The 14,727-nt window shown below is 37.8% G+C and carries 9 protein-coding genes; 5 read left to right on the top strand and 4 right to left on the bottom strand.

Annotation, left to right across the window (positions count from 1 at the left end; all coding sequences use genetic code 11):
* Positions 1-2,208, top strand: a complete 2,208-nt coding sequence (locus tag LF887_RS00115; protein ID WP_236856813.1) for a S46 family peptidase — start codon at positions 1-3, stop codon at positions 2,206-2,208.
* A gap of 115 nt (positions 2,209-2,323) precedes the next feature.
* Here the strand turns inward: LF887_RS00115 and LF887_RS00110 are convergent, their stop codons facing one another.
* On the bottom strand, positions 2,324-2,617 hold the full coding sequence (locus LF887_RS00110) for a hypothetical protein (protein WP_236856812.1): 294 nt from the start codon (positions 2,615-2,617) through the stop codon (positions 2,324-2,326).
* 203 nt (positions 2,618-2,820) lie between these two features.
* Between LF887_RS00110 and LF887_RS00105 the strand changes: the two genes are divergently transcribed.
* Together LF887_RS00105 and LF887_RS00100 are read left to right on the top strand one after the other, a co-directional pair.
* Positions 2,821-4,044 carry a spondin domain-containing protein gene (locus LF887_RS00105; protein WP_236856811.1) on the top strand — a complete coding sequence of 408 codons (1,224 nt, stop codon included), beginning with the start codon at positions 2,821-2,823 and terminating at the stop codon, positions 4,042-4,044.
* A 228-nt stretch (positions 4,045-4,272) separates the two neighbouring features.
* Positions 4,273-5,190, top strand: coding sequence for an MBL fold metallo-hydrolase (locus LF887_RS00100; RefSeq protein WP_236856810.1), 918 nt, complete (start codon positions 4,273-4,275; stop codon positions 5,188-5,190).
* A gap of 40 nt (positions 5,191-5,230) precedes the next feature.
* On the opposite strand, the gene LF887_RS00095 is transcribed toward LF887_RS00100, so the two are convergent.
* Positions 5,231-6,766: a YifB family Mg chelatase-like AAA ATPase gene (locus tag LF887_RS00095; protein WP_236856809.1), complete on the bottom strand. Its 1,536-nt coding sequence runs from the start codon at positions 6,764-6,766 to the stop codon at positions 5,231-5,233.
* Between the two features lie 575 nt (positions 6,767-7,341).
* Between LF887_RS00095 and LF887_RS00090 the strand changes: the two genes are divergently transcribed.
* Together LF887_RS00090 and LF887_RS00085 are read left to right on the top strand one after the other, a co-directional pair.
* The gene (locus tag LF887_RS00090; RefSeq protein WP_236856808.1) at positions 7,342-8,550 is read left to right on the top strand and encodes a PepSY-associated TM helix domain-containing protein; all 1,209 of its coding nucleotides are present in this window, start codon (positions 7,342-7,344) and stop codon (positions 8,548-8,550) included.
* 10 nt (positions 8,551-8,560) lie between these two features.
* Positions 8,561-10,687 (top strand): TonB-dependent receptor domain-containing protein, encoded by a 2,127-nt coding sequence (locus LF887_RS00085; protein ID WP_236856807.1) that lies wholly within the window; start codon positions 8,561-8,563, stop codon positions 10,685-10,687.
* A 194-nt stretch (positions 10,688-10,881) separates the two neighbouring features.
* On the opposite strand, the gene LF887_RS00080 is transcribed toward LF887_RS00085, so the two are convergent.
* A complete protein-coding gene (locus LF887_RS00080; RefSeq protein ID WP_236856806.1) occupies positions 10,882-12,084 on the bottom strand; it encodes a DUF4374 domain-containing protein in 1,203 nt (400 codons plus the stop codon).
* A 6-nt stretch (positions 12,085-12,090) separates the two neighbouring features.
* Positions 12,091-14,451 carry a TonB-dependent receptor gene (locus LF887_RS00075; RefSeq protein ID WP_236856805.1) on the bottom strand — a complete coding sequence of 787 codons (2,361 nt, stop codon included), beginning with the start codon at positions 14,449-14,451 and terminating at the stop codon, positions 12,091-12,093.
* Positions 14,452-14,727 lie beyond the last annotated feature (276 nt).

Below are 14,727 nucleotides of genomic sequence, written 5' to 3'. Positions count from 1 at the left end.
ATGAAAAGACTATTTCTACTATTCACTTTCTTACTGGGCTTTGCTCAGATGAGGGCGGATGAGGGGATGTGGCTGCTTATGCTCATCAAAAGACTTAACGGTGTTGATATGCAAAAAGAGGGCCTACATCTGACGCCTGAAGAAATTTATTCTGTAAACAATTCAAGCTTAAAGGATGCTATCGTAAGTTTCGGTGGTTTCTGTACAGGTGAAATTGTTTCTGATAAAGGACTTATATTTACCAACCACCACTGTGGTTATGGTGCTGTTGCCGCTGCTTCTACTCCGGAAAAAGACTATTTAAAGAATGGTTTCTGGGCAATGAAACAGAAAGACGAATTCAATGCAAAGGATCTTTATGTAAGATTTTTAGTGAGAATGGATGATGCTACAAAAAGAATCACTTCCAAACTGAACGATAATATGACCGGAGCAGAGAGAAAAGCTGTGATTGACGCTGAAACTAAAGCGATCCAAACAGAAAACTCTGCAAATGGAAAATATACTGTAGTAGTAAGAGATTTCTTTAACGGAAATGAGTTCTATTATTTCGTATACCAGGATTATAAAGATATCAGATTGGTAGGTGCTCCACCTTCATCATTAGGAAAATTCGGAGGAGATACAGACAACTGGGAATGGCCAAGACATACTGCTGACTTTACGGTTTTCAGAGTATACGCTGATGCTGCAGGAAACCCTGCTGAATATTCTCCAAGCAACACTCCTTTGAAGCCTAAGCATTTCCTGCCGGTTTCTCTTAAAGGAATTAAGCCTGGTGATTTCTCTATGATCTTAGGATATCCCGGTAGAACAAACCGTTACCTTACTTCTTACGGAATTGAGCAAATGGTAAGCAAAGATTACCCGGCATGGGTTGAAGCTTCCAAATTAGCTATGGACGTAATGAAGAAATATATGGATAAGGATAAAGCTACTCAGCTTAATTATGCTTCTCAATATGCTTCTGTAGCCAACTACTGGAAGAACAGACAAGGAACGATTGATGCGGTAGAGAAAAACGGAACGATTGCTGATAAGCAAAAAACCGAAGACATCTTCAGAAAATGGTCTATGATGTCTGGAAATGAATCTTATGACGGTATTTTGGAAGACATCCAGGCTTATTATAAGCAGGTTTCTGAAAGAAATGTTGAAAGAAACTATGCTTCTCAATTCTCAAAAAATGCAAAATACATGTCTCTTGCTATGCAGGTAGGATCTGCTCTTAAGGCTTATGCTGCTCAGGATATGCAGGGAAGATTGGCTATGAAAGCTAAAACTGAAGCTGCCATTAAAGCGGCTTATGAAAATATCAATACTAGTTTGGAAGGAGAAATGCTTACTTCTATGGTAAACCTGTACCAAACAAAAGTAACCAATAAAGAAATTGCTTCTGCTACTATTTTAGGACTGGATGCTAAAACAGTTTCTAATCTGGCCTACTCTTCAATTTTTGCAAACAAAACTTCTGCAACAAACTTCTTACTGAATCCAGATCCATTGAAGCTTGATGCTGATCCACTTTGGAAAGCTGCTAACGGAATTGTTGCTGACCAAAAAATGAGCACCGAAAGATACGTTCAGGTAGATGACAATTTTGCAAAAAAGAACCGTCTGTTCTTAGCAGGATTAATGAAGGCAATGCCTGAGAAGAAATTCTATCCTGATGCTAACTCTACAATGAGATTAACTTATGGTACTGTAGATAAGCTTCCTATCAGAAATGACAGAAACTATTTCGGTATTACGGATAACTATTATACTGACATGACTGGTCTTGTTGGAAAATACAAGAAAGGTGATGAAGAGTTTGACCTTCCTCAACGAGTGATCGATCTTTATAACCTTAAGGATTTCGGACAGTATGCTGATGCTGCTGGTTATATGCCGGTAAACTTCCTTTCTAACAATGATATTACAGGTGGGAACTCTGGTTCTCCGGTAATTGATGGAGATGGAAACCTTATTGGTATCGCATTCGATGGAAACAGCGAAGCATTAAGCGGTGATATCGTATTCGAGCCTGAGTTTCAGAAAACAATCAACGTAGACGTTCGTTTCGTTCTTTGGACAATCGATAAATATGCGGGTGCAAGAAGAATAGTTGATGAATTAAAGCTTGTAAGAGATGCCAATACTCCGGCTGATACAAAATCTAAAAATTCAGGAACTACTGTAACTCCCAAGAAAATAAAGAAAAAATAATCTTTTTTGATCTATTTTTGAAACCGTGAAATTTACTTTCACGGTTTTTTTATTTTGAAGATTAAAATGACTCGGGTGATTCTGGAAGGGACAAATGGAATATAAAGATTCTTCATCACACTTGTAATTCCACTTCCAAATGCTGACTTCCACCTCCATTGGTAACGGTGATAAAACCTTTATAATGGCTTACTTTTACCCCTAGATCATTCATTATCTCTTTAAAATAGCCTGTCCTTTTTTCACCGTAAGGAGTCTCATCTCTCTGCCAAGAAAATTGAGCTGCCTTTCCTGTTTGATTTTCAAATATTAATGTTCCGAACCTATTTATAAGTCCTAAAGATCTGATATCTATGACAGCACTTTCATTAGCTGAAAAATCTTTAGTTAATACCCTAAAATTATTCATTGAATGTTCTTTGCTTTGGGATTAATTAAAATCACAGAGAAATTATTTTCCTTTAACTTACTACAAATATCTTCCTGTACTGCGACAAAACCTGACGCATCTTTTATTCAGTAAGAAATTATTTTTATCTTTTTTGTCAGGATTAAAAAAAGGGCTCGACTATACTTTTAATAATCAATAATAATTATTAAAAATTTATTCTTATGAAAAAGACCTTTTTTAAAATCGTGGCTCCAGCGGCCGGTATTCTTGCTGCATTGGTACTTGCATCATGTGATAATTCGGAAAACAATATGATGGATACGCCATCTCAAAGGACAATTACTTTTGAAAATATAGTTACCCCAAAAGATTTTGTACAAAGCGGAAACTTCCAGGGAACAGGAACTGCTCCGGTTATTCTGCCAGGACAGTCTGTTTCTATTAAGTTCAGTGCAGGAAAAACACAGGCTTTAATGTTGGCAACGATGTATGGAGCGTCCAAAGACTGGTTTTTCGCTTCTCAACAACCTGGAATTAAACTTTTTGACATGAATGGAAATGCCATCACCGGAGATGTCTCTTCAAGTGTATTATTATGGGACAACGGAACGAAAGACAACATGACAGGGCAGCCGGAAAGTAAACCCATCATGCAGGTTTCTAATGTAAATGCCTCCCAGCTGATGAAACTAAACCTTGCTTATAATGATGTAACCTCTGAGTTTACACTGACCATTACCAATACCTCAGGCGGAACAGCCAATGAAACTCCTTTTTCACCCGGAGTATGGGCCGTTTCTAATTACAATGGATCTCAGCTGCTAAACAGTGCTCCATTTTTTACTCCTAATGCTCTTTCAAATCCTGAAATTACAGATATTGCCCAAATGGGAAATATTGATAAAATGAAGTTGAAGTTAAATGCCAATACTGGAATTATGACAGGTCTTTCTCCTGCAATTGTTGTTGTTTACCACGGGGATAAAAATCCAATTTATGAACTGGGGAAAAGTGACAGCGGAATGGGACTAAAAGAGATTGCTCAGTCTGGAAATGTAACAAAACTTCAAAACAGTCTGAAAGCTTTATCCAATGTAAAAGCAGTATATATTGCCGGAAACGCACCAGTGACACCAGGAAATAAGGTTATGGCTGCTTTCACTGCAGACCCGGGGGATAAAATTGCTTATGCAACCATGTTTGGTTTTTCAAATGACTGGTTCTACGCCAATGAACAAAGTATCGAAGCCAATGCTAAAGGAGATCTTACTTCAAAAACTACACTATTTGATTCGGGAACCGGGATTGATCAGTATCCTGGAGCCGGAAATCATCAGGCACTGTTCGGGGGGACTCCACAGCCTGAAAACATGAACATTTCTAAAGTAGGGAGCCAATATCCGGTTCCTGCGGTGCAGAATGTGATCAAAGTAACTGTGAATTAATTTAATATTTTGCTGGATCACACCGCTCAGGCAATATGTCCGGGCGGTGTTTTTAATAGTTAACTTATATTCCGAGATATTTTAGCAAAAAAAAGCAATTTAAAAACATAAATACCAACCTCTTAAAAGTTTAAAACACAGAGTTAACTTATCAATTTCTCAGTTGAGAATCAATGATATCAGAATATTATTTAAATTTGCAAAAACAAAATACGCCTCATTTTTAATATGGACCAAAAACTGAGAGATCATGGATTTATACATATTCCATGCAATGAACTGGATATTTTTATACTTTCTGACGGCTATTTTGGTATAGGTTATCATCAGCCGATTTTAGCTCCCGGAATCCCTCAAAGTCTTGTAAAAAATGAACTCCGTAATCTTTATTTATCGGAGTCTTATTATGAAGCGCCTATTAACGTAATGCTTGTCAAAAAAGATGAACGTATCATTTTAGTAGATACCGGAGAGGGATTTTATGATGAAGAGCATGCAGGGCAGCTATTATATAGTCTTGCAGCGGCAGGATTTACCCCTGAGTCTATAACGGATGTTCTGATTACCCATGCTCACAGAGACCATATAGGAGGAATCCTTTCTAAGAACGGTGATTTTGTATTCCCTCATGCACATTACTACATTTCGCGCCAGGAATTTGAATTCTGGATGACTGATACACCAGATTTTCAAAAAAGTAAAAATCCTGAAGGCGGGAAACCCAGTATTCCTCTGGTCAGAAAAATCCTTTCTTCTATTGATAATCTACTTACAAAATTTGAAATGGGAGACAATCTTTTCTCATGTATTCAAACACAGCCTACTCCAGGGCATATTATATATACGGTGTATAATGGAAATCTGTCACTCACCAATGTGGTAGATATCTTTCATTCTCCTTTACTTATTGCGAAGCCGGACTGGGGAACGCAATGGGATATAGACTTTGAAACAGGAATTGAAACCCGTAAGAAAGTTCTGGAAACTTGTTACAAAAACAGAACACTTATCTGCTCTGCTCACCTTCCATGGCCGGGTATAGGGTATATAAATAAGGTAAATAATGGGTTTCAATGGGTTCCTAAAGCCTACAACAATCCATTTTTTATCAATCTTAAATTAGACCCAGAAATAAACGGGGTATAAAATACAACCTAACCTATTTGCTATAAAAAAGAGGTCCACATTATCCATTCCAAAACTCTCTGTCCAAGCTTCTGTATTGTATGGCTTCAGAAATATGTTGGGAAAGAATATTTTCTGAGCCATCAAGATCAGCAATGGTTCTGGCAACTTTAAGAATTCTATCGTAGGCTCTTGCGGAAAGATTCAGTTTTTCCATAGCTATCTTTATAAGATTAAAAGAACTTTCGTCCAGCTCACAAAAAGCTTCAATTTCCCTGGGACCAATCTGAGCATTACTACTGATGTTAAGATTTTTATATCTCTCATTTTGAATTTCTCTTGCTTTCTGCACCCGTTCCCTTATATCCTTACTTTTTTCACCTTTCCTTTTTTCGGAGAGCTGTTCAAATTCCACTTTCTGAACTTCAATATGAATATCTATTCTATCCAGAAGCGGTCCGGAAAGCTTATTCATGTACCGCTGCATTTCATATACTGAAGAGGTATTGCTGGGATCATCCGGAAAAAAACCACTTGGACTCGGATTCATTGAGGCTACCAGCATGAAGCTTGCAGGATAATTTACGGTAAAACGCGCTCTTGAAATGGTCACCTCACGGTCTTCTAAAGGCTGACGCATTACTTCCAATACGGTTCGTTTAAATTCCGGCATTTCATCCAGAAACAGGACTCCGTTGTGGGCAAGAGAAATTTCTCCAGGCTGCGGATAGCTTCCTCCACCAACGAGTGCTACGTCTGAGATTGTATGGTGAGGAGCTCTGAAGGGCCGAACAGTCATGAGGGATGATTCGGTTCCCATTTTACCTGCCACGGAATGTATCTTTGTGGTTTCCAGCGCTTCTTTTAAGGTAAGTGGAGGCAAGATACTTGGAACTCTTTTGGCAAGCATTGTTTTTCCACTTCCCGGAGGTCCGATCAGGATAATATTGTGCCCACCGGCTGCGGCAACTTCCATAGCTCTTTTGGCTGTTTCCTGACCTTTAACTTCAGAAAAATCAAAGGGGAAATTATTAATCTTTTCATGAAATTCTTTTCTGGTATCCAGCACTACTTTCTCAAGAACCTTTCCTTCGTTAAAAAAGTCAATCACCTCTTTAATATTTTCCACTCCATATACGTCAAGATCACTCACAATAGCTGCTTCTCTCGCATTTTGAACAGGAAGAATAATTCCTTTAAAGCCTTCTTCTTTTGCCTGAATAGCGATGGGTAAGACTCCTTTGATGGGCTGTAAACTTCCGTCCAGCGAAAGCTCTCCCATAATGATATAGTTTTGAATTTCTTCAGCTAGAATTTGATCTGATGCCGCTAAAATTCCAATAGCGATACTCAAGTCATAAGCAGAACCTTCTTTTCTAAGGTCTGCCGGAGCCATATTAATAGTAATCTTTTTCCCCGGAATCTTGTAGTTTACATTCTTCAATGCAGCAGAAATCCTGTAACTGCTTTCTTTAATAGCATTATCAGGGAGTCCAACCAAGTGATACCCTACTCCTCCGGTATCTACATTTACTTCAATAGTTATGGTCTGAGCGGAAACACCATGAATGGCACTTCCATAAATTTTGATCAACATAAGTACTTTTTGAAGTAAATATAAATAATATACTATTTTGAAAATCTGTAAGATAAGCTGCTTATTTTCTACAAAAACAAGTAAATTAAAAAAGATATTAATAAAAGGAGTCTTAAAATTTTACCATCAGCGCTATTTAGGCTTGCATGTAATTAAGATAAGCTCGCTCCTTAAGTACGCTAAAAATTTTAGGATAAAATAGGCTTTACGAAGCTTTTTAAAGTCTCAAACTCCGGGGAATTTGTTCAACGGATCTATTTCTCTTTGGAGAGATCACTTTGCCAAGTAATACTCTAGATCACTTATCATAGTTGCTTCTCTATCTTTTGTTCAGGAAAAATCATTCCATTAACGTCTACAATTATTACTATCATGCCAGAACTTACCTTAAAAACGGCATCTTTTTGCCGGTCTCTCTTTTATCCTGAAATAAATATCAAATCTCATAAATCCTAATAAAAGTCAGGTTTTGAAGGTAAAATAAAGCATCACGTTGTTTAGAATTATTATAAATAAAACTATATTTGTATTTTATTTATTTTTAATAAGACTAAATAGTAATAATAACCGTATAAATGCAGCAAGTCGTTAAAAAGAAGTCTAAGGGAACCTTCAAAAAATATATTTTGAAAGCCCACCTCTGGCTGGGACTTCTTTCAGGTATCATTGTTTTAATCGTTTCTTTATCAGGTGCATTTTTTGTTTTCAATGAAGACATTACTTCTGCATTGCGCAAAGAACATTCATATCATGGAGAGAAAGATATCCAGCATAAAAAGCCTATTCCTATACGCGAGCTAAGAGACCTCGTCAATGATCAACTGAAAAACGAAATCGTCAAAACAGATGATGTCACCATCCCTATGGACCCTTCCCGCTCCTACCAGTTCGGACTGATTAAAATCAATCCTGATGGGTGGAACCACTTTAACACCTTTATTGTTTATAAAAACGTTTACGTAAACCAATATACCGGAAAGGTACTCGCAATCTATGATGTAAAAAACAATCCATTCTTTATCAGTATGATCCTACACCGCTCATTGCTCCTGAGCAATAAAATTGGAGGTACTATTGTGGGAGTATCTACCATTATCTTTGTGGTAATGCTGATTACAGGGATTATCCTATGGTGGCCGAAGAACAAAAAGATGCGCAAACAGCGTCTATGGTTTCGCTGGGAGAAGGTAAAAGGCTGGCGCCGCAAGAACTACGATGTACATAATATACTGGGCTTTTATGCCTCCTTTCTAGCCATTATTGTTGCTATTACAGGGATTATGTATTCCTTCCGTATTACCCAAATATGGTTATATGCATTACTCAATGGCTTTTCCACTGCGACACCAGATTACAGTAAGTACAAAACAACTGCTCCGGAATCTGTGGAAACAGCAACAACTATAGACCGCATCATAGAACAGGTAAAAATCCACTACCCAAAGGCATATTCCTTTGGAATTGACCTGGAAGATCATGCTGACGCTGATCACCAACATGATAACCTAAGTGTCTGGATCAAAGAAAAAGAATTCACTTATGCCGAGTCTTCAATGATGATTTTTGATGAGCATTCGGGGAAACTTCTGTTTAGCCGCCCGCATCAAGACAAGCCCATGGCAGAAAGAGCTACAGATGCCACCTATGATCTGCACGTGGGTGCTTTCTTTGGAATGCCGGGAAAAATACTGGCGTTCATAATGAGCTTATTCTGCGCTTCATTGCCGATAACCGGGTTTATGATCTGGTGGGGCCGGAGAAATAAAAAGAAAACAACAACCTAAATCCATTAACATGAAGAAACACTATATATGGTTACCTCTAATGGCGAGCCTGAATGCCTACGGACAAACGGAAGAAAGCCTGAAAGATTCTTTGCAGACAGAAAAAACTTCAGAAATTAGTGGCATTGTTATAAAAGGCAGCAAAGCAATTTTTCAGCAAAAGGCTGATAAAATGATTTTTAATGTTGAAAACAGTGTATTGTCTGATGGTACAACTGTCCTGGAATTACTGGGTAAAACACCCGGTGTGGTGGTTTCGCAGGAGGGCGAGCTGTCCTTACGTGGTAAGAAAGGGGTAAGTGTAATGATTAATGGTAAGCTGAGCTCCCTATCAACTAAGGAATTGGCCAACTTATTACGCTCTACCAATTCTACACTGGTAAAGAATATTGAAATTATCGCAAATCCATCCTCCAAATACGATGCTGCGGGAAATGCAGGTATCATTAATATTATTCTTAAAAAGAGCTCACTGGAAGGCTTTAGCGGCAACTATTACCTGAATGGCGGAAGAGGCCGTAAAAATAGAATTAATACCGGACTGAGCCTGAGCTATACTCATAAGAAGCTTTCTCTGAATGGAGATTATAGTTATACTTTCCGTGGTGAGGAGGAACGACGGGTCTTTAGCCAGGTTTTCTTTGATGAAAAACAACCTCAGCAAATCACAAGGAAAACAGATCAAAATTCAATAACCAGCGAGCCTTTAACCTCCAATAATTTTAAATTTGGTGCAGATTATGCTTTCAGTGATAAAACGACTATTGGTGCTTTATTTGATGCTAAAATAGGAAGATATGAAGATTTTTCGGGGGGTGAAAACAGAATATTTCAGCCTGCAGATAATCTTTTTGCTCATGTCCTTTCGGATAACAAAAGCAAAGAAAACTGGTACGACTATACGTATAATCTAAAGGGTACGCACATCTTCAATGATAAGGACTATAAGGTAGATGTGGATCTGGAATACGAAACTTCACGTTTCAATTCCCGCCAGAATCAGCTTTCTGATGCATTGGTGAATCAGGGAACAGAGAAGTTTAACAATAGAAGAGGCAGCATTGCTTCCCGCTTAAAGGTCTTCAATGCCAAGGTCGATTTTACACTCCCTTTTAGCGATAGACATAATCTGGAAGCAGGTCTGAAGTCTACTGTAAAGTCTAACAACAATCCTTCAGAGTATTTTATACAACAGGGTGAAGACTGGATAAATGACGATAAAGCAAGTAATGAATATGTCTATAAAGAGCAAATTCATGCATTATACACCAATTACAAATTAAATCTGACGAAATGGAACTTCCAGCTGGGATTGAGAACGGAAATGACCCATACAGACATCAACCAGAAAACATCCCGGGAGCAAAGAAAAAGGAATTATACCAATCTTTTCCCAAGCGCATCCATCAAATACCAGATGAATGATCAGCATGGATTTTATGCTTCATACAGTAAAAGGATCAACAGGCCGAGTCATTTCGACCTGAACCCGTTTCGTTTTTATGATGATCCATTCAACTATTGGCAAGGAAATCCAAATCTGAATCCGGAGTTTACCCATGCAACAGAATTGGGGTATACCTGGGGAAAATATATCATAGCATCAGCTTACTTTAGTGTAACAAATGATGTAATGACAGAAGTCTACAACTACCAGCCGGACACAGGAATCCTGGTAAAGACTCAGGACAACCTGAACAGGTCTTATGTATATGGTGCCAACATCACAGCAACAACAAAGCTTTTCAAGTTCTGGTCGCTTACCTCCATGCTTAATGTATTCAACAATGAGTATAAAGGTGATTACCAGAATTATTCAGTAAACAGCTCACAACTGGCATTTACATTAAATGCACAAAACAGCTTCAGCATTGCAAAAGGTGTAAAAGCAGAGGTTAACGCACAGTATTTCTCGAAATCAAATATTGGCTTGTTTATCCGCGATGCTTATTTTGATCTGACACTGGGGATTTCGAAAACATTATTGAAGGATAAAGCAACTTTAAAACTTGCAGTGACAGATTTGTTAAAAACAAATAATTACCGTGTAACCGGAAATAACTTCAGTTCTACAATCCGACAAAAATACAATCTGGACAGCCGGGTGGTAACGCTCTCGTTTAATTACAAACTTTAAACATTAAATCATTTATATAAAAGCTATCGAAAAGCTTAGAATGGCCGGATATTTTCCCGGTCATTTTTTTGTTAAACCTGGGAACCGCCTCAGAGTTATTAAGCGGAAACAAAAAACTGTTCTCAAAATTATTGAGAACAGTTTTTTTTACCAATTAAATATTCAATATTTTCTACCAAATTGATAGCCTGTGATTAGTCATATAATTTATCGAAGCGGGCAAAGCCAGAAATACCATCCGGAAGCTTCATGCCCTTAGTTACTTTGTCAGTTTGAACATCATAAATCCATACATAATTGCCTCCTTTATTTGTGTTTACCGCGATGTATAACTTTTTATCCTGAAAAAACATTCCTTGTTCATAGGGTTCATCTCCCGGCAGTTCATCCAGTATCCGAATCAATTGTTTGGTTTCGATATCTATGATGGCATAACGACCATTATAGGTACTCCCTAATGCAGGATCGCGGTACAGAACCACCATCTTATTGTTGCCAATATAATCTATCACTGTTTCCAGAGATTTACCTCCTACCAGATCGGTAAGATTTATCTGATACCCTGCATCGGGTGAAGTAGCACCTTTAAGCGCCCTGAAAAGATAAATATTACTTGATCCTGCTCCTGCACGTGGAAAACAAGTGTAGTAAAAAGCTTCTTTATCCTTCGTAAAAGTCGTTTTGAAATAGGGGGAACCATTAGCAACCCCAGGGCTCCGGCTATCAGTTATTGAATTTTTCACTTTGAAAGTGGTATAATCTATTACAGCAAAGTTATAATATTCCGGCGTAAGCCATTTACCATCGCGGAAGTTGTACTGCAAATAGATCTGTCCATCCATATAACTCATAGCACCCAGTGCGTAGAAATTATAAGCATTCGGGAAAGGCTGAAATCCTTCAATCTCGCCCTGACGGATAATACTAAGATCAGCAACATTGAAAATGGTATAGCGTATGTGCTGGCCATCTCCTGTTTCTCCCACAACTACCAAAGTGTTATCATTTACCCATACATAGCTGGAAATATCCGTAATATAGGTATAAGGAACTTCTTTTATGGTGGTGAGCCTATCCTGTGTGTATTTAAACTTTTTGAGTACCCCCTGATCGGTTTTGTAATTATAAATAAAACCGTTTTTTACAATATAGGAATAGGTTCCTTTAGAGTTTATCTCGTCTCCTTCTTTGGTAATATCCATTTCACCTTTTGTAAGGTCATTGGTAGCCGTCATATAATGTACAGTGTTGGGCCAGCTTCCTAAAGCGGAAAGCAGAAAGTATTTATAGTCTTTTTCGCCGCTATTGGAACTGTCGGAGCCTGGTTCACGTTCACAGCCAATTACGGATAAACATATTAGTATTAAAAATATACTATTTCTTAAATATTGTGTCATGATTTTTTACTTAAGGAGATATCTGAATTTTACATAAAAAGCGCGTCCCTGCTTCTGAAGTTTAAAGTTGTCATATGCCAGTGCATCACTAAGGTTGGTTACATCGAACGCCAAATTATACCTTCCGTTCTTCATGGAATAACTTATACCTATGTTGTGCAGAGTTTGTCTTGGAACAATCGGAATATTTCTAGGATTTCCGTAGGATTTCCAGTTTTTGTAGAACCACTCTGTCATCTGTAGTCCGTAGTAAAGCTCTACCCTGCTTTCTTTCTGAAACCAGTCATCTTTTCCGATGCTTACATTCACATTCCCAAATAACCATGGTTGGTTTGGAACATCTTTTTTGTAAGTTGCTGAAACTACATCCTCGCTGTTGTTGGCAAATTTTGTATTGTCATAAGCTTTGTTATAGCTTACATTCGCTAAAACGTTCAGGAGTCTTTTGTATTGATAGCTCAGCTCTCCTTCCAGTCCGCGGGTAAGGATATTGGACAGGTTTTCATATTTGAAGGTGCTGTTGTACAGATTAGGAACCGTATAGATAAAATCCTTTGTGTCACGTATATACCCTGAACCTTCTATCCGGAAAGCATGTGATCCCCACTGGTGATTATAGTATAGGCCCACGTTTACATTATTACTGGTTTCAGGCTTCAGATCCATATTACTCGTTACAGCAACACCATCACCAAATATTTCCTGTGGCTCTATCAAACGATAGGCATGTTCAAATGATCCTTTTATCCCCATTCCTCTCGTAATCTTTACAGTTGTAGCAAATCCGTAACCCCAGTTACTAAAATTATCTTTTGCAGGATAATCAGTTCTGGTCACCGGATCGAAAACCGTTTTCTGAAGTCCTACGCGATAATATTTACTAAAGAAAATATTAGTCCAGTGCTTATTGAAAAAGTCCTGCTGATAAGCCATAGACAAGATCTGCTTGGTCATCTTCGCAGGAAACACATTTTCTTTCTGCTCTTCAAGTTTATTGAATGTGGTATTTTTAATATAATCGAGTACATAATTAAAAATAAGCTTATGATGTTCAGCTATTCTGTAAGTAGCCCCAGCTTGTGAATAAAAGCGGTCTTCGTACTGCATTATGATACTACTGCCTCCTTTTTCACTTGAAGCAGCAGGCTCGAAAGTACCATCCCAGCTATATTTACGCATAAGGGTATCGGTTGCTTTCTGGGTACTTTTAGAAAAACCTGCATAAACATTCACATCCAGACGGTCATTGAAGAGATTAGTCTTTTTATACTTCATAAAGTAATTATAAGCTTCTCCGTTTTGCTTTACTCCACCATAAACTACTTCCTGGTTGGATCCTGTCTGTATCTGTTTGTCGAAAAGCGACTGTGACATTCCTACAAAGAAAGAATCCGCCCAGCTTTTATTTTCAAATCCAACTTCAGCCATACCAAAAACAGATTGATATCTGTCGTTAAAGCGTTTTACATTTCTTAGTTCATATTCGTTTTTGGCTGCATTCCAGATTTTCATATCCTTCATCAGGTAGTTGTTATCAGAATGGTTATAAAAACTGTTGATGCGAAGGATTATTCCCGTTTTATCATCTTTAACCTGTCCATTCAGATTGATCCGTTGTGTATTAAAAGATCCTACACTTATCCCGGCATCCAGGTAGTTCTTGCTGCTCCCGGGAGTAATAATATTTACAGCACCTCCCATAGCATCAGTACTTAAATGAATAGGAACAACACCTTTATAAATCTCCACACGCTCGGCCATATTTACAGGTAATGTACTCAGGTCTACCCCTTTCCCAAGCATTTCCAAAGGAACGCCGTCTATAAAGAATTTCACAGCTTTTCCGGACATTCCGTTGATAGAGAAGTTATAATCTGAACCCACACCACCCTGCTGGCGAACTTTGATCCCTGTAGTTCTGTTCAGAACCTGATTAAGATCCGCCGTAGTATTGGCCAATTTGGCAACATCTATAGCATTAACGGTAAAAGCACCGTCTTGCAGTGCTTTCACTTTACCTTTTCCGTGTACTATAATTTCTTCTACAACTGCCTTATCCTCGGATAGCTGAATACTTACCGAAGATACCTCGCTGCCGAAGTTCATTTTCTTTCTGAGCTTTTTGTAGCCATCCAGACTGAAAACCAATGTGGCCTCTCCTTTCTTGTAATGAATAGTAAAATTTCCATTTTGATCGGTTTGTGTTTTGATTTTTGCATTTTCAACAAAAATGGACACTCCACTTAATCCCTTTTTTGTATGGTCCTGCACCACTCCTTGAATGGTAAAACCAGCATCTTGTGCATTGATGAGGGAAATTGAAAGGGTAAAAATGAGAAAGATAAAAATACGCTGATACAATTTCATTATTTATAATTATTATAAATAGCAAAATTAAAGGATACCTATGAATCTCCAAAGGAAAAAGTCTTTTTATTTTTATTTATTCTAATTATAATTAATGAATAATATTAGATACATAGTGTAATTAGCTTATAATCATGAATAAGCATTAACAACATCGAATTGAAATTTGAGAGCTCCTCTTGTACGTGAGGCTAGCTATTTTTAACAAAAAATCGGCACAAAATCAATTTGTACCGATCCCAACCATTATTAAAACTAACAAATAGATTATCAGTA

The organism is Chryseobacterium sp. MEBOG06 (assembly GCF_021869765.1).
Lineage (GTDB): Bacteria > Bacteroidota > Bacteroidia > Flavobacteriales > Weeksellaceae > Chryseobacterium.
The sequence above is the reverse complement of the archived record's forward strand: the minus strand, read 5'-3'. Positions and strand labels throughout refer to the sequence as shown.

Excerpts from the sequence above, each read along its gene's own strand:
- LF887_RS00080 (WP_236856806.1), bottom strand. The coding sequence starts at position 12,084 with ATGACACAATATTTAAGAAATAGTATATTTTTAATACTAATATGTTTA.
- LF887_RS00095 (WP_236856809.1), bottom strand. The coding sequence starts at position 6,766 with ATGTTGATCAAAATTTATGGAAGTGCCATTCATGGTGTTTCCGCTCAG.
- LF887_RS00105 (WP_236856811.1), top strand. The coding sequence starts at position 2,821 with ATGAAAAAGACCTTTTTTAAAATCGTGGCTCCAGCGGCCGGTATTCTT.
- LF887_RS00115 (WP_236856813.1), top strand. The coding sequence starts at position 1 with ATGAAAAGACTATTTCTACTATTCACTTTCTTACTGGGCTTTGCTCAG.
- LF887_RS00110 (WP_236856812.1), bottom strand. The coding sequence starts at position 2,617 with ATGAATAATTTTAGGGTATTAACTAAAGATTTTTCAGCTAATGAAAGT.
- LF887_RS00085 (WP_236856807.1), top strand. The coding sequence starts at position 8,561 with ATGAAGAAACACTATATATGGTTACCTCTAATGGCGAGCCTGAATGCC.
- LF887_RS00090 (WP_236856808.1), top strand. The coding sequence starts at position 7,342 with ATGCAGCAAGTCGTTAAAAAGAAGTCTAAGGGAACCTTCAAAAAATAT.
- LF887_RS00075 (WP_236856805.1), bottom strand. The coding sequence starts at position 14,451 with ATGAAATTGTATCAGCGTATTTTTATCTTTCTCATTTTTACCCTTTCA.
- LF887_RS00100 (WP_236856810.1), top strand. The coding sequence starts at position 4,273 with ATGGACCAAAAACTGAGAGATCATGGATTTATACATATTCCATGCAAT.